Below are 14,735 nucleotides of genomic sequence, written 5' to 3' on the forward strand. Positions count from 1 at the left end.
GGTTCCTCTCCTTTTCTTATTTGCCGCCGAGCGTAACAAACAGGGTAAGGAGACCCAACATGCCGATGATCATCGCAAACGCGTAGTGATAGATGTAGCCGGACTGCAGGAAGCGAATGACGCCCGCGAACCAGTTCACGAAGCGCGCGCTCCCGTTGACGACTCCATCGATCACAACGACATCGCCCTCTTTCCACAAGCCCCGACCAACCGCGACCGAGCCCCGGGCGAACACGATCTCGTTGATCTTGTCCATGTAGTATTTGTTATCAAGCAGCGTATAGATCGGACCGGCCGCACGGCGGATCGCCGCAGAAAGGTCCGGGCGCTTCACATACAGGAACCAGGCAACGACGACGCCGGCCAGTGCGAGCCAAACCGGCAGGCCCGACACCGAATGCAGGCTCATCGCGGCCCAGCCCTGGAATTCACCGGCCATCTCGGCAAGCGCCGGGTGGTTTTGACCGATGTAAATCACCTTGTCATACGCAACGCCGTGCTGGAAGAAATCGCCGAACAGCATCGGGCCGACGGCGAATGCACCAATCACGACCGACGGAATGGCGAGCAGCACCAGCGGCACCCAAACGACCCACGAGCTTTCGCGCGGCTCGTGCGCATGATCGTCGTGACCGTGCGCGTCATGCCCATGCGCGGCGGCCCGGCCCATCGGCGAATCGGGATGCTTCGGCTTGCGGAAGCGCTCTTCGCCGTGGAACACGAGGAAATACATGCGGAACGAATACAGCGCGGTCACGAACACGCTGGCGATCACCGCGAAGTAGGCAAAGCCCGAACCCGGCAGGTTGGAGAGCTTCACCGCGTCGATGATCGAATCCTTCGAATAGAAACCCGAGAAGAACGGCGTGCCGATCAGCGCGAGCGAACCCACCAGCGAAGTGATCCAGGTGATCGGCATGTACTTGCGCAGGCCACCCATGTTGCGGATGTCCTGATCGTGATGCATGCCGAGGATGACCGAGCCGGCGGCAAGGAACAGCAGCGCCTTGAAGAACGCGTGCGTCATCAGGTGGAACACGGCGACCGGATAGGCCGACACGCCCAGCGCGACGGTCATGTAGCCGAGCTGCGAGAGCGTCGAATAGGCCACGACACGCTTGATGTCGTTCTGGATCACGCCGAGGAAACCCATGAACAGCGCAGTGATCGCGCCGATCACCGTAATGAACGACAGCGCCGCATCGGACAGTTCGAACAGCGGCGACATGCGTGTGACCATGAATACGCCGGCCGTCACCATGGTGGCCGCGTGAATCAGCGCCGAGATCGGCGTCGGGCCTTCCATCGAATCCGGCAGCCAGACGTGCAGCGGGAACTGCGCCGACTTGCCCATCGCACCGATGAACAGGCAGATACAGGCCACCGTCAGCAAGCCCCAATCGGTGCCCGGGAAATGCATCGCCGCGAGCGCGTTGCTCTTCGCGAACACTTCGCCGTAGTTCATCGAGCCGCCATACGCGAGCAGCAGGCCGATGCCGAGCAGGAACCCGAAGTCGCCCACGCGATTGACGATGAACGCCTTCATGTTGGCGTAGATCGCGCTTTCACGCGTGAAGTAGAACCCGATCAGCAGGTAGGACACGAGGCCGACCGCTTCCCAGCCGAAGAACAGCTGCAGGAAGTTGTTGCTCATCACGAGCATCAGCATCGAGAACGTGAATAACGAGATATACGAGAAGAAGCGCTGGTAGCCGTCTTCTTCCTGCATGTAGCCGATCGTGTAGATGTGCACCATCAGCGACACGAAGGTCACGACGATCATCATCATCGCGGTCAGCGAATCGACGAGGAAGCCGACTTCGAGCTTGAGCGGGCCGACCCGCATCCATTCGTAGACGGTGGAGTTGAAGCTCGCACCGCCGAGCACCTGCTGGAACACCAGGGCCGACAGGATGAACGAGATCAGGACGCCGAGGATCGCCACGCGATGCGCGCCCTTGCGTCCGACGATATTGCCGAACAGGCCGGCGATGATCGAGCCGGCAAGCGGCGCCAGCGGAATCGCCAGCAGCGTGGTTTCATTGAGTGTGGTCGACATAGCAGACTCGCCTGGAATTAGCCCTTGAGCTGGTCGAGATCCTCGACATTGATGGTGTCGAGTTTGCGGAACAGCGTCACTAGAATCGCGAGGCCGATTGCCGCTTCCGCTGCTGCAACCGTAAGCACGAAGAACACGAAGATCTGTCCGTGCACGTCACCCAGATAATGCGAGAACGCGACGAAGTTCGTATTGACGGCGAGCAGCATCAGTTCGATCGCCATCAGGATCACGATGATGTTGCGGCGATTCAGGAAGATGCCGACGATGCTCATCGCGAACAGGATCGCGCCGAGCACCAGGTAATGGGCAAGAGTCAGGTTCAACATGATTCGGTTCTCCTCCGCTCAGCTCTTGGGCGCCGCGGCGGGATCGGCCTCGGCGGTTGCCGGTTCCGGCGGCGGCGGAACTTCGGCCGCCATCTTCACGATGCGCACGCGATCCTCGCGGCGCACGCGCACTTGATCGGACACGCGCTGGCGCTTGCGTTCCTTGCCGCGACTGGCCGTCAGCGACACGGCGGCGATGATCGCCACCAGCAGCACGAGGCCCGCGATTTCGAACGCGAAGATGTAATCGGTGTAGATCACCTTGCCGATCAGGCGCGTGTTCGACATGTTGGCGAGCGCGCCCGAGGCGACGTCGCGCACCGGCTGCGACGTCGCGCCGTAACCGCGCCAGAGAATCAGCGCCGTCTCGACGACGATGATCGCCCCCACCACCGAAGCCATCGGCACGAAGCGGCGGAAGTCGCGGCGCAGCACGTCGGTGTTGATGTCGAGCATCATCACCACGAACAGGAACAGCACCATCACCGCGCCGACATAGACGAGCACCAGCAGGATCGCGAGGAATTCGGCCTCGAGCAACATCCAGATCGCTGCCGCGTTGAAGAACGCGAGAACGAGGAAGAGCGCGGAAGCCACCGGATTGCGCGCGGTGATCACCTTCAGCCCCGAGATCACCAGCAGCAGCGAGAAGATGTAGAAAAGTACGGTCGTGAAGTCCATGGTTACCGGTTCATCGTTTAGGCCTTGGTCAGGCACGGTTCTCGGGCACAGCGACGTGCCGCGCACCGTTGCCGCGGCGCTCGGGCCGGGCCACACGGGCCGGCCGATCCTGCATCATCGATACGGCGCGTCGGCGGCCTTCGCGGCCGCGATGTCCTTTTCGTAGCGATCGCCGACCGCGAGCAGCATTTCTTTCGTGAAATACAGGTCGCCGCGCTTCTCGCCGTGATATTCGAGGATCTGCGTTTCGACGATCGAATCGACCGGGCAGCTTTCCTCGCAAAAACCGCAGAAGATGCACTTGGTCAGATCGATGTCGTAGCGCGTGGTACGGCGCGTGTTGTCGGCGCGCACCTGCGACTCGATCGTGATCGCCATTGCCGGGCACACTGCCTCGCACAGCTTGCAGGCGATGCAGCGCTCTTCGCCGTTTTCATAACGGCGCAGCGCGTGAAGCCCGCGAAAACGCGGCGAGATCGGGGTTTTTTCTTCCGGGAACTGCACCGTTATCTTGCGCTTGAAGGTGTAGCGGCCCGTCATCGCGAGCCCTTTCAGCAGCTCGGTCAGGAAGAAGGTTTTAAAAAAATGTTGGATTGCCGTCATGATGGGATCCGCCCTCTCAATTCCAGATATTCAGCGGCGACATCATCCAGAAGCCGACCACGATCACCCAGATCACGCAGATCGGCAGGAAGATCTTCCAGCCCAAGCGCATGATCTGGTCGTAACGGAAACGCGGGAACGTCGCGCGAACCCAGATGAAGACCGACAGCAGCATGAAGATCTTCAGCACGAGCCACACCACGCCCGGGATGAAGTGCAGGAAGCTGAACGGCGCGTCCCAGCCGCCAAGGAACAGCGTGGCAGCAAGCGCCGAGATCACGATCATGTTGATGTACTCGGCGAGGAAGAACAGCGCGAAGCCCATCCCCGAGTAGTCCACCATGTGACCCGCCACGATTTCCGATTCGCCTTCCACCACGTCGAACGGATGGCGGTTCGTTTCCGCGATGCCCGAGATGAAGTAGATGACGAACACCGGCAGCAGCGGCAGCCAGTTCCAGGACATGAAATTGATGCCGTGGTGCGCGAAATAGCCCTGCTGTTGCGAAATCACGATATCCGAGAAATTCAGGCTGCCGGCCGTCATCAGCACCAGCACGAGCGCAAAGCCCATCGAGATTTCATACGACACCATCTGCGCTGCCGCGCGCATCGCACCGAGGAACGCATACTTCGAGTTCGACGCCCAACCAGCCAGAATCACCGCGTAGACACCAACCGACGAGATCGCCATCGCATACAGCAGCCCGGCGTTGATGTTGGCCAGCACGGCGCCGGCCTGGAACGGGATCACCGCCCACACCGCGAACGCCGGCACCACCGTCATGATCGGCGCGATCACGTAGAGCCAGCGGCTGGCCGCCGACGGCTGGATCACTTCCTTGAGCAGCAGCTTCAGCACGTCGGCGATCGGCTGCAGCAGGCCGCCCGGGCCGACCCGGTTCGGGCCGAGACGCACGTGCATCCAGCCGATCAGCTTGCGCTCCCAGAGAATCAGGTACGCGACGCTCAGCAGGATCACCACGCAGACGACGAGGATCCGCACGAGCGCCCATACGGTCGGCCATGCCGCGCCGAGCAGCTCGGTACCGCCCGAATTGATCGTATCGAACAAGCTCATTACGCCTTCTCCACCACGAGTTCACCGGACTGGCCGCCGAGCACCGCGCCGGCGGAGGTGGCCGCCGACACGCGCACCACCGTCGCGGCCAGATTCGCGTCGAGCACGGCAGGCAGTTCGACCGAGCGGCCTCCCTGGCTGATGCGCACCGCGTCACCGTTCTGAAGGCCGAGGCGCTCGAACAGCGCGGCCGGCAACCCGGCCGAATGCGCGGCTTTCGCCGCGACCGTCAGATGCAGCGCGCCGGCACGGCGCGTCAGCGGATCGGCGTGATAGATCGGCACGTCGGCCAGGCGTTCGAGCGCACCGCTTGCCGCTTGCGCGGCCGCGCGGGCCGGCGCCACGCCGGTTGCGTTCGACAGGCGCGACGACAGATCGCCTTCGCCGAGCGCGGCGAGCCGCACTTCGTCGGACGTCTCGTATTCGAAGTTCGGCAGGCCCAGCAGGCTGCCGAGCACGCGCAGCACCTTCCAGCCCGGGCGCGTGTCGCCCAGCGGACGCACCACACCGTTGAACGACTGCGCGCGACCTTCGGCATTGACGAAGGTGCCGGCCGTTTCGGTGAACGGCGCGATCGGCAGCAGCACGTCGGCGTAATCGGCGCCGAACTTGAACGGCGACATCACGACGACCATTTCCGCCTGGTCGAGCGCCGCACGCGCGGCAACCGGATCGGCCGTATCGAATTCAGGCTCGACGTTGAGCAGCACGTAGCCCTTGCGCGGCTGTGCGAACACGTCGCGCGCATTCAAGCCGCCCTCGCCCGGCAGCACGCCGACGAGGTGGGCACCCACCGTGTTGGCCGCTTCGGTCAGGAAACCGAGCGTGGCGCCGCTGTGTTCGGCAATCCACTGCGCGACCGCATGGATCTGTGCGAATTGCGGATGGCGCACCACGGCGTTGCCGAGCAGCACGATGCGGCGTTCGCCGAATGCGAGCGATTTGGCAACCGCCTGCGCTTCGGCCGAGGCTTCGACGCCGGCCAGCGATTCGGGCAGTGCCGCGCCGCTTGCCTGCGCGACGGCGGCGGCGATGCCGGCCAGCGTATCGAGCCATGCCGACGGCGCGGCGACGATGCGCTTCGACGTCGGAATCAGCGCGTCATCGCTGGTGGCGTGCAGCATGTGAACCTGCGTGCCGGTTTTCGCGGCCTGACGCAGACGCGCGGCGAACAGCGGGTGATCGCGGCGCAGCGTCGAACCGACCACGAACGCCGAATCGATATTCGACAGATCGGCGATCGGCATGCCGAGCCACGGCGCACCCGAAACCGGCGCCGAGAAATCGGTCTGACGCAGACGAAAATCGACGTTCGGCACCTTGAGCTCGCGAGCAAGCTGCGCGACGAGGAACAGTTCCTCGACCGTGCTGTGCGGGCTGGCGAGCGCGGCCAACGCATTCGCGCCGTGATCGGCGGCGATGCCCTTCAAGCCCTTCGCGACGTATTCAAGCGCGGTCTGCCAGTCGGTTTCGACCCATTGACCGCCCTGCTTCAGCATCGGCTTGGTCAGGCGCTCTTCGCTGTTGAGGCCTTCGTACGAGAAGCGGTCCTTGTCCGAGATCCAGCACTCGTTGACGGCTTCGTTCTCGAGCGGCAGCACGCGCATCACGCGGTTGTTCTTGACCTGCACGACGAGGTTCGCGCCGACGGAATCGTGCGGACTCACCGACTTGCGGCGCGACAATTCCCAGGTACGGGCGCTGAAACGGAACGGCTTGCTCGTCAGTGCGCCAACCGGGCACAGATCGATCATGTTGCCGGACAGTTCGGAATCGACGGTCTTGCCGACGAACGTCGTGATTTCCGAGTGCTCGCCGCGGCCGAGCATGCCGAACTCCATCACACCGGCGACTTCCTCGCCGAAACGCACGCAGCGCGTGCAGTGGATGCAGCGCGACATCTCTTCCATCGAGATCAGCGGGCCGACGTTCTTGTGGAACACAACGCGCTTTTCCTCACGGTAGCGCGACGCCGACTTGCCGTAGCCGACCGCCAGATCCTGCAACTGGCATTCGCCGCCCTGATCACAGATCGGGCAATCGAGCGGATGGTTGATCAGCAGGAATTCCATCACGGCCTGCTGCGCCTTGACGGCCTTGTCCGAGTGCGTGCGCACGATCATCCCGGCCGATACCGGGGTGGCGCAGGCCGGCACGGCCTTCGGCATCTTCTCGACATCCACGAGACACATGCGGCAGTTGGCCGCAACAGACAGCTTTTTGTGGTAGCAGAAGTGAGGAATATACTTATCGGCCTTATGCGCAGCCTGGATCACCATGCTGCCTTCGGGCACCTCGACCTTCTTCCCGTCTATCTCAAGTTCAACCATGATGATGTATGGTCCTTAACCTTTAGCGCTCGGTCGCGCTCTCGCCCATCGGGGCGCTGATGTTTCGCAATCGGGTTTCGCTTCAGGCCGCCACGGCGGACGGCGCATGCGAATGACTGCCGACCATGCAATGCTTGTGCTCGACGTGATACGCGAATTCGTCCCAGTAGTGCTTCAGCATGCCGCGCACCGGCATGGCCGCAGCGTCGCCCAGCGCACAGATGGTCCGGCCCATGATGTTTTCGGCCACCGAGTTCAGCAGTTCGAGATCTTCCTTGCGGCCTTCGCCGTTCTCGATCCGCTTCACGACCCGATACAACCAGCCGGTGCCTTCACGGCACGGCGTGCACTGGCCACATGATTCTTCATGGTAGAAATACGACAGACGCAACAGCGCGCGCACCATGCAGCGGGTTTCGTCCATCACGATCACCGCGCCGGAGCCGAGCATCGAACCGGCCTTCGCGATGGAGTCGTAATCCATGTCCGTCTGCATCATCTGCTCGCCCGGAATGACCGGCGCCGACGACCCGCCCGGAATCACGGCCTTCAGCTTGCGGCCACCGCGCATCCCGCCGGCCAGTTCGAGCAGCGCCGAGAACGGCGTGCCGAGCGGCACCTCGTAGTTGCCCGGACGCTCGACGTCGCCCGACACCGAGAAGATCTTGGTGCCGCCGTTGTTCGGCTTGCCGATCTCGAGGTAGGTCTGCGGGCCGACCGTCAGCAGGAACGGCACGGCCGCGAAGGTTTCCGCGTTGTTGATCGTGGTGGGTTTGCCATACACGCCGAAGCTCGCCGGGAACGGCGGCTTGAAGCGCGGCTGGCCCTTCTTGCCTTCGAGCGATTCGAGCAGCGCCGTTTCCTCGCCGCAAACATACGCGCCATAGCCATGGTGCGCGTGCAGCTGAAACGAGAAATTTGAACCGAGAATGTTGTCGCCAAGCAGGCCGGCGGCACGTGCTTCTTCGAGCGCCGCCTCGAAACGGCGGTAGACCTCGAAGATCTCGCCGTGAATGTAGTTGTAGCCGACCGTGATGCCCATCGCGTAGGCGCCGATGGCCATGCCCTCGATCACCGAGTGCGGGTTCCAGCGCAGGATGTCGCGATCCTTGAACGTGCCCGGCTCGCCTTCGTCCGAGTTGCAGACGAGGTACTTCTGGCCCGGGAACTGACGCGGCATGAAGCTCCACTTCAGGCCGGTCGGGAAACCCGCGCCGCCACGGCCGCGCAGGCCCGACGCCTTGACGTCGGCAATCACCTGCTCGGGCGGAATTTTTTCTTCGACGATGCGACGCAGTTGGGCATAGCCGCCGCGCGCGACGTAATCTTCGAGACCCCAGTTCTCGCCGTTCAGGTTGGCAAGGATCAGCGGTTTGATGTGACGATCGTGGAGAGACGTCATTTCGAGAGCTCCTCAAGCAGCTGGTCGATCTTGTCGCGGCTCATGAAGCTGCACATCTTGTGATTGTTGAGCAGCAGGACGGGTGCATCGCCGCACGCGCCGAAACATTCGCCTTCCTTCAATGAAAACTTGCCGTCGGGCGTGGTTTCACCGAACTCGATACCGAGCTTCTGCTTCAAATATTCGGCCGTGGCCTCGGCGCCGCCATGCGGACCGAGCTGACACGGGAGATTCGTACAGAGCGTGAGCTTGTGCTTCCCAACCGGCTTGAGCTCGTACATCGTGTAGAACGTCGCGACCTCCTGCACGGCGACGGCCGGCATGCCGAGATAGTCCGCGACGAACTGCATCAGTTCGGGTGCGAGCCAGCCATGCTCTTCCTGAGCAACGGCCAGCGCCGACATCACGGCGGACTGTTTCTGATCGGCGGGATACTTCGCGATCACGCGATCGATTTCTTTCAGGCCTTCAGCTGAGATCATTTTCAGACACGACTCTTTCAATTCCTACCGAACGAACAACCTGCCGCGGGAACGAGACGGCAGACCTGGCGCTCACTGTTGACTGCCTGCGAACGCGCACCGGGACGGAGCGCGCGTTGCAAGGCCTTGCTGCTTGCCACCCACGCAACCCGGGGGGCATGACGATCAACGGTCGATTTCGCCGAACACGATGTCCTGCGTACCGATGATCGTGACCGCATCGGCAATCATGTGGCCGCGCGCCATTTCGTTGAGCGCGGAGAGATGAGCGTAACCGGGGGCGCGAATCTTCAGCCGGTACGGCTTGTTCGCGCCGTCGGACACGAGATAGATACCGAACTCGCCCTTCGGATGTTCGACCGCTGCGTAGGCTTCGCCTTCCGGCACGTGAAAGCCCTCGGTGAACAGCTTGAAGTGGTGAATCAGGTCTTCCATGTTCGACTTCATGTCGACACGTTTGGGCGGCGTAACCTTGTGATTGTCGGTCATCACCGGCCCCGGATTCTTCCGCAGCCACTCAATACACTGTTTCGCGATGCGGCAAGACTGGCGCATTTCTTCGACACGCACAAGATAGCGGTCGTAGCAGTCGCCGTTCACGCCCACCGGGATATCGAAATCGAGCTTGTCGTACACCTCGTACGGCTGCTTCTTGCGCAGATCCCACTCGATGCCCGAACCGCGCAGCATCGCACCCGTCAGGCCGAGCTGCAGAGCGCGCTCCGGGCTGACGACGCCGATCCCGACCAGACGCTGTTTCCAGATCCGGTTGTCGGTCAGCAGCGTTTCGTACTCGTCGATGCACTTCGGGAAACGCGTGAAGAAATCGTCGATGAAGTCGAGTACCGAGCCCTGGCGCGCTTCGTTCATCTTCGACAACGCTTTCTCGTTGCGGATTTTCGATGCCTTGTATTGCGGCATTGCGTCCGGCAGATCCCGATAGACGCCGCCCGGCCGATAGTAGGCAGCGTGCATGCGCGCGCCCGACACGGCTTCGTAGACGTCCATCAGATCCTCGCGCTCGCGGAACGCGTAGAGGAACACCGCCATCGCGCCGACGTCGAGCCCGTGCGAGCCGATCCACATCAGGTGGTTCAGCACGCGCGTGATTTCGTCGAACAGCACGCGGATATACTGCGCGCGCTCGGGCACATCGATGCCGAGCAGCTTTTCAATCGCCAGCACGTAACCGTGCTCGTTGACCATCATCGACACATAGTCGAGACGATCCATGTACGGCACGGACTGGATGAAGGTCTTGTTCTCGGCGAGCTTTTCGGTGCCGCGATGGAGCAGGCCGATGTGCGGATCGGCGCGCTGGATCACTTCGCCGTCGAGTTCGAGCACGAGGCGCAGCACACCGTGCGCTGCCGGGTGCTGCGGACCGAAGTTGAGCGTGTAGTTCTTGATGTCAGCCATACCGCCCTCTTAATGTTTCAGGCCGCCGTAGCGATCTTCGCGGATCACACGCGGCGTGATTTCCCGAGGCTCGATCGTCACCGGCTGGTAGACGACACGCTTCTCTTCCGGGTCGTAACGCATTTCGACGTAGCCCGACAGCGGGAAGTCCTTGCGGAACGGATGGCCGATGAAGCCGTAGTCGGTCAGGATGCGGCGCAGGTCGGGGTGGCCTTCGAAGACGATACCGAACAGATCGAACGCTTCGCGCTCGTACCAGTTCGCCGAATTCCAGATGTCGACCACCGACGGCACGATCGGCAGATCGTCGTCGGGCGCGAACACGCGCAGGCGCAGGCGCCAGTTGTTCGTGATGGAGAGCAGTTGCAGGACCGCAGCGAAACGCGGGCCGTCGTAGGCACCGTCGCCGTAGGTTTGATAGTCGATACCGCAGAGGTCGACCAGTTGCTCGAAGCCGAGCTTCCGGTCGTCGCGCAGCAGCGTAGCGACTTCGAGATAGTCGCGCGCACGCACGACCAGCGTCAGTTCACCAATGGCCTCGGTCAGGCTGACCACGCGCTCACCGAGCGCGGTTTCGAGGTTGGCTTTGAGGATCTCGATTTTGCTTGCCATATTGTGGGTGCTCGGGGCTTTATTGACGGGCGATGGTGCTGGTCCGGCGGATCTTGGCTTGTAGCTGGATCACGCCATAGACGAGCGCCTCGGCTGTCGGCGGACACCCTGGCACGTAGACGTCGACGGGCACGATACGATCGCAACCACGCACGACGGAATAGGAATAGTGATAGTAGCCGCCGCCGTTCGCGCACGACCCCATCGAAATCACCCAACGCGGCTCGGCCATCTGATCGTAGACGCGACGCAGCGCCGGCGCCATTTTGTTGCACAGCGTGCCGGCGACGATCATCACGTCGGACTGGCGCGGGCTCGGGCGAAACACGACGCCGAAACGATCGAGATCGTAGCGGGCCGCGCCCGCATGCATCATCTCGACCGCGCAGCACGCCAGACCGAACGTCATTGGCCACAGGGACCCAGTGCGCGTCCAGTTGATCAGTTTGTCGGCCGTGGTGGTGACAAACCCTTCCTTCAAGACCCCTTCGATACTCATTGCTTTCCACTCCTGACAGGCGGCGGAGAGTGGCCGCCTCACGCAAACCGGTGATTGACCCGCCCTTTATTCCCAGTCGAGGCCGCCCTTTCTCCAGATGTAGGCGAAACCCAGCAGGAACTCGAGCAGGAAGATCATCATGGCCATGAAACCGGGCCAGCCGATGTCGCGAAGGGCGACACCCCAAGGAAACAGGAAAGCGGTTTCGAGATCGAAAATGATGAACAGGATAGCGACGAGGTAATAGCGCACGTCGAACTTCATGCGCGCATCCTCGAATGCCTCGAAACCGCACTCGTACGGTGAGTTCTTTTCGCTGTTGGGCTTGTTGGGACCGAGGACCTTGCCGATGCCAATCAGTGCCACGCCCAACCCAAGGCCTACGAGAAGGAACAGCAAGACGGGGTAATAGGCAGCGAGGTTCAAGGCCATCCTCTATCGGTTAGTTCTGATCGGAGCGAAGCATATCACCTTCCGAGCAAAGGGTCATTTCGGACCGCACGCTATTGCGAGGCAACGCAAAATGGGATCCTGAAATGAAAAATGCCAGCCGCTGAAGCAGGCTGGCATTACAAAACTTTGGTGCCGACGGCGAGACTCGAACTCGCACAGCTTTCGCCACTACCCCCTCAAGATAGCGTGTCTACCAATTTCACCACGTCGGCACTGCGGCGATTGCCTGGGAAATTCGCTTCCAGTCAATCGCGACAAGAATTAAATTATAGCCCGACTTTTTTGAGCCGATCAACCACTATTTTCTCTTTTTCGGCCTTTTTTACTTCGGAACGTCCTGGCTGGACGTGGATGCAGCAGCCGGTGCCGATGCGCCGGACGTAGCGGCCGGAATCGATGCGCCGGAGGCCGTTGCGGGCTGGGAAGCCGCGGCCACCGAGGGCGCAGCCTGCCCGCCGAGCAGGCCGATCGAAGGCGACGACTTGTACGAACCGAGATAAGTCAGCGCGAGCGTCGAAATGAAAAACACAGTTGCCAGGATTGCCGTAGTGCGCGACAAGAAATTCGCCGAACCGGTCGCGCCGAACAAACTGCCCGACGCGCCGCTGCCGAATGCGGCACCCATATCGGCACCCTTGCCATGCTGAAGCAGTACCAGACCAATCACGCCAAGCGCGGACAGGACCTGCACCACGATAATCAAGACTTTCAGAAAAGACATCTCATTCACCCGAATTGTGGGATTGCTGCGCACACTCCGTACGCGACCCCGGATTCACAAACATTGGGCGGTTTGCCGCGTCGCTTATTGCGCCGCGCGGCAAATCGCCAGGAAATCATTGCTTTTCAGCGACGCGCCGCCGATCAGGCCACCGTCGATATCCGGCTGGCCGAACAGCTCGGCCGCATTCTCCGGCTTCACGCTGCCACCGTAAAGCACCGACACGTGACCCACGCCCTTCGCCACCAGCCGCGAGCGCAGGAACGCGTGTACCTGCTGCGCCTGATCCGACGTGGCGCTCTTGCCCGTGCCGATCGCCCAGACAGGCTCGTAGGCCACCACGATGTGCGCGGCTTCGTCGGCCGACAGCACCGCCAGCACTGCGTCGAGCTGCGCGCCGACCACTTGCTCGGTCGCTTCCGATTCGCGCTCGGCCAGCGTTTCACCGACGCAGACGATCGGCGTCAGGCCGGCCGCCAGCGCACGCTGCGCCTTCACGGCAACCAGATCGCTCGATTCGCCGTGGTACGTCCGGCGCTCCGAGTGGCCGACCAGCGCGTACTTCGCACCGAATTCGGCGATCATGGCTGCCGCCACTTCGCCGGTGTAGGCACCCTGCTCGTGCGCCGACACGTCCTGCGAGCCCACGGCTACGCGGCCGCCCGCCAGCAATTCGCCTGCCTGCGCCAGATACGGAAACGGCACGCAAACGCCGATCTCGACGCCGGCCGGCACATCCTTGGCCCCCGCGAGCACGTCGTTCAGCAGCGCGCGATTGCCATCGAGACGGCCGTGCATTTTCCAGTTACCGACTACCCGCTTCACTCGTTCTGTGGACATCGTTTCTCGTATCTCGAACTGAATCTTCGTCGTAACGCCCGCCGATCCGGCGAGCTCGCAAAGGTGGCGGAACCGGTCGGACGAAGCAAACCGGCGATTTTACTTCGACGAGCAAGAACCGGTCAAACCGGAAATGTCAAGCGCTGGCACCCCAATCGAGCACGATCTTGCCAATGTGCTCGCCGCTTTCCATCAATGCATGCGCCTGTGCGGCCTCCGCGGCGGGCAACACGCGATAGATCACGGGTTTCACCGTCCCGCCCTCGATCAGCGGCCACACGGTTTCCTTCAGTTGCGCCGCAATCTTCGCCTTGAACTCGACGGCGCGAGGGCGCAGCGTCGAGCCGGTGATCGTCAGGCGTCGGCGCAGGATCTCGCCCAGGCTGACTTCGGCCTTCGCGCCGCCAAGCAGCGCGATCACCACCAGCCGGCCACCGTCGGCCAGCGCGCTCAATTCGCGCGGCACGTAAGACCCCGCCACCATGTCGAGGATCACGTCCGCGCCACGGTCGTTGGTCAGCGATTTGACGACGTCGACGAAATCTTCCGTCTTGTAGTTGATCGCGCGTTCGGCGCCGAGCGCCTCGCAAGCCTGGCACTTCTCGTCGGTGCCGGCCGTCGCGAACACGCGATAGCCGAGCGCATGTGCAATCTGGATTGCCGTCACGCCAATCCCGCTCGAGCCGCCTTGTACCAGCAGGGTTTCCTGCTCGCCACCTTCGCCGCGGCCGAGCAGCCCGCGATCGAACACGTTGCTCCAGACCGTGAAGAAGGTTTCGGGCAAGGACGCCGCCTCGATGTCGGTCAGACCGGCCGGCACGGGCAAGCACTGCGCCAGCGGCGCCGCGACGTACTCGGCATAACCGCCGCCCGCCAGCAACGCGCAAACACGATCGCCGAGCTTGAACCCGAACGGGTTCGCCGCGCCCTCGCCGAACTCCCCACCGACGATCTCGCCCGCCACCTCCAGGCCCGGCAGATCGGACGCACCGGGCGGCGGCGCATAGGCGCCCTTGCGCTGCAGGACATCCGGCCGGTTGATGCCGGATGCCGCCACCTTGATCAGCACCTCGCCGCGTTTCGGGTCGGGCCGGGGCCGCTCGACGAGCTTGAGCACGTCGGGCGCGCCGAATTCGGTGATTTCGATCGCCTTCATTTGGGTCGCTCCAAGATAGGGACGGGCCTGCGCCGATTCACGACGCAGGCCCGTCCATCCTGCAGGAA

General features: G+C 62.5%; 15 protein-coding genes and 1 tRNA gene. All 16 read right to left on the reverse strand.

Annotation, left to right across the window (positions count from 1 at the left end; translation table 11 throughout):
* Window positions 1–16: 16 nt before the first annotated feature.
* Window positions 17–2,059, reverse strand: coding sequence for an NADH-quinone oxidoreductase subunit L (gene nuoL / locus ACYP33_RS30295; protein ID WP_459624975.1), 2,043 nt, complete (start codon window positions 2,057–2,059; stop codon window positions 17–19).
* A gap of 17 nt (window positions 2,060–2,076) precedes the next feature.
* Window positions 2,077–2,388: an NADH-quinone oxidoreductase subunit NuoK gene (nuoK, locus tag ACYP33_RS30300; RefSeq protein WP_206126132.1), complete on the reverse strand. Its 312-nt coding sequence runs from the start codon at window positions 2,386–2,388 to the stop codon at window positions 2,077–2,079.
* An 18-nt stretch (window positions 2,389–2,406) separates the two neighbouring features.
* A complete protein-coding gene (locus ACYP33_RS30305) occupies window positions 2,407–3,069 on the reverse strand; it encodes an NADH-quinone oxidoreductase subunit J (RefSeq protein WP_414451370.1) in 663 nt (220 codons plus the stop codon).
* A 114-nt stretch (window positions 3,070–3,183) separates the two neighbouring features.
* The gene (gene nuoI, locus ACYP33_RS30310) at window positions 3,184–3,672 is read right to left on the reverse strand and encodes an NADH-quinone oxidoreductase subunit NuoI (RefSeq protein ID WP_414442638.1); all 489 of its coding nucleotides are present in this window, start codon (window positions 3,670–3,672) and stop codon (window positions 3,184–3,186) included.
* Between the two features lie 16 nt (window positions 3,673–3,688).
* Window positions 3,689–4,753 (reverse strand): NADH-quinone oxidoreductase subunit NuoH, encoded by a 1,065-nt coding sequence (gene nuoH, locus ACYP33_RS30315; RefSeq protein WP_414442639.1) that lies wholly within the window; start codon window positions 4,751–4,753, stop codon window positions 3,689–3,691.
* Window positions 4,753–7,083, reverse strand: a complete 2,331-nt coding sequence (gene nuoG, locus ACYP33_RS30320) for an NADH-quinone oxidoreductase subunit NuoG (protein ID WP_414451369.1) — start codon at window positions 7,081–7,083, stop codon at window positions 4,753–4,755. The genes nuoH and nuoG overlap by 1 nt, the downstream gene beginning before the upstream one ends.
* A gap of 82 nt (window positions 7,084–7,165) precedes the next feature.
* On the reverse strand, window positions 7,166–8,485 hold the full coding sequence (gene nuoF, locus ACYP33_RS30325) for an NADH-quinone oxidoreductase subunit NuoF (RefSeq protein ID WP_414442641.1): 1,320 nt from the start codon (window positions 8,483–8,485) through the stop codon (window positions 7,166–7,168).
* Window positions 8,482–8,967, reverse strand: coding sequence for an NADH-quinone oxidoreductase subunit NuoE (gene nuoE, locus ACYP33_RS30330; protein ID WP_414445627.1), 486 nt, complete (start codon window positions 8,965–8,967; stop codon window positions 8,482–8,484). Before nuoE ends, nuoF begins: the two co-directional genes overlap by 4 nt.
* Window positions 8,968–9,132: 165 nt before the next feature.
* Window positions 9,133–10,386, reverse strand: a complete 1,254-nt coding sequence (locus ACYP33_RS30335) for an NADH-quinone oxidoreductase subunit D (protein WP_206126139.1) — start codon at window positions 10,384–10,386, stop codon at window positions 9,133–9,135.
* A gap of 9 nt (window positions 10,387–10,395) precedes the next feature.
* A complete protein-coding gene (locus ACYP33_RS30340; RefSeq protein ID WP_414442642.1) occupies window positions 10,396–10,998 on the reverse strand; it encodes an NADH-quinone oxidoreductase subunit C in 603 nt (200 codons plus the stop codon).
* A gap of 19 nt (window positions 10,999–11,017) precedes the next feature.
* Window positions 11,018–11,497: a NuoB/complex I 20 kDa subunit family protein gene (locus ACYP33_RS30345; protein WP_004186402.1), complete on the reverse strand. Its 480-nt coding sequence runs from the start codon at window positions 11,495–11,497 to the stop codon at window positions 11,018–11,020.
* 66 nt (window positions 11,498–11,563) lie between these two features.
* A complete protein-coding gene (locus ACYP33_RS30350; RefSeq protein WP_414445628.1) occupies window positions 11,564–11,923 on the reverse strand; it encodes an NADH-quinone oxidoreductase subunit A in 360 nt (119 codons plus the stop codon).
* 154 nt (window positions 11,924–12,077) lie between these two features.
* Window positions 12,078–12,162, reverse strand: a tRNA-Leu gene (locus tag ACYP33_RS30355).
* 110 nt (window positions 12,163–12,272) lie between these two features.
* Window positions 12,273–12,671 (reverse strand): preprotein translocase subunit SecG, encoded by a 399-nt coding sequence (gene secG, locus ACYP33_RS30360; protein ID WP_414442643.1) that lies wholly within the window; start codon window positions 12,669–12,671, stop codon window positions 12,273–12,275.
* Window positions 12,672–12,755: 84 nt separating this feature from the next.
* The gene (tpiA, locus tag ACYP33_RS30365; RefSeq protein WP_459624985.1) at window positions 12,756–13,511 is read right to left on the reverse strand and encodes a triose-phosphate isomerase; all 756 of its coding nucleotides are present in this window, start codon (window positions 13,509–13,511) and stop codon (window positions 12,756–12,758) included.
* A gap of 136 nt (window positions 13,512–13,647) precedes the next feature.
* Window positions 13,648–14,667, reverse strand: coding sequence for an NAD(P)H-quinone oxidoreductase (locus ACYP33_RS30370; RefSeq protein ID WP_414451366.1), 1,020 nt, complete (start codon window positions 14,665–14,667; stop codon window positions 13,648–13,650).
* Window positions 14,668–14,735 lie beyond the last annotated feature (68 nt).

The organism is Burkholderia sp. 3C (genome assembly GCF_054589155.1).

Bases quoted from the DNA above. Each gene is read 5' to 3' on its own strand.
- nuoL (WP_459624975.1), bottom strand. From the start codon at position 2,059: ATGTCGACCACACTCAATGAAACCACGCTGCTGGCGATTCCGCTGGCG.
- nuoK (WP_206126132.1), bottom strand. From the start codon at position 2,388: ATGTTGAACCTGACTCTTGCCCATTACCTGGTGCTCGGCGCGATCCTG.
- ACYP33_RS30305 (WP_414451370.1), bottom strand. From the start codon at position 3,069: ATGGACTTCACGACCGTACTTTTCTACATCTTCTCGCTGCTGCTGGTG.
- nuoI (WP_414442638.1), bottom strand. From the start codon at position 3,672: ATGACGGCAATCCAACATTTTTTTAAAACCTTCTTCCTGACCGAGCTG.
- nuoH (WP_414442639.1), bottom strand. From the start codon at position 4,753: ATGAGCTTGTTCGATACGATCAATTCGGGCGGTACCGAGCTGCTCGGC.
- nuoG (WP_414451369.1), bottom strand. From the start codon at position 7,083: ATGGTTGAACTTGAGATAGACGGGAAGAAGGTCGAGGTGCCCGAAGGC.
- nuoF (WP_414442641.1), bottom strand. From the start codon at position 8,485: ATGACGTCTCTCCACGATCGTCACATCAAACCGCTGATCCTTGCCAAC.
- nuoE (WP_414445627.1), bottom strand. From the start codon at position 8,967: ATGATCTCAGCTGAAGGCCTGAAAGAAATCGATCGCGTGATCGCGAAG.
- ACYP33_RS30335 (WP_206126139.1), bottom strand. From the start codon at position 10,386: ATGGCTGACATCAAGAACTACACGCTCAACTTCGGTCCGCAGCACCCG.
- ACYP33_RS30340 (WP_414442642.1), bottom strand. From the start codon at position 10,998: ATGGCAAGCAAAATCGAGATCCTCAAAGCCAACCTCGAAACCGCGCTC.
- ACYP33_RS30345 (WP_004186402.1), bottom strand. From the start codon at position 11,497: ATGAGTATCGAAGGGGTCTTGAAGGAAGGGTTTGTCACCACCACGGCC.
- secG (WP_414442643.1), bottom strand. From the start codon at position 12,671: ATGTCTTTTCTGAAAGTCTTGATTATCGTGGTGCAGGTCCTGTCCGCG.
- tpiA (WP_459624985.1), bottom strand. From the start codon at position 13,511: ATGTCCACAGAACGAGTGAAGCGGGTAGTCGGTAACTGGAAAATGCAC.
- ACYP33_RS30370 (WP_414451366.1), bottom strand. From the start codon at position 14,667: ATGAAGGCGATCGAAATCACCGAATTCGGCGCGCCCGACGTGCTCAAG.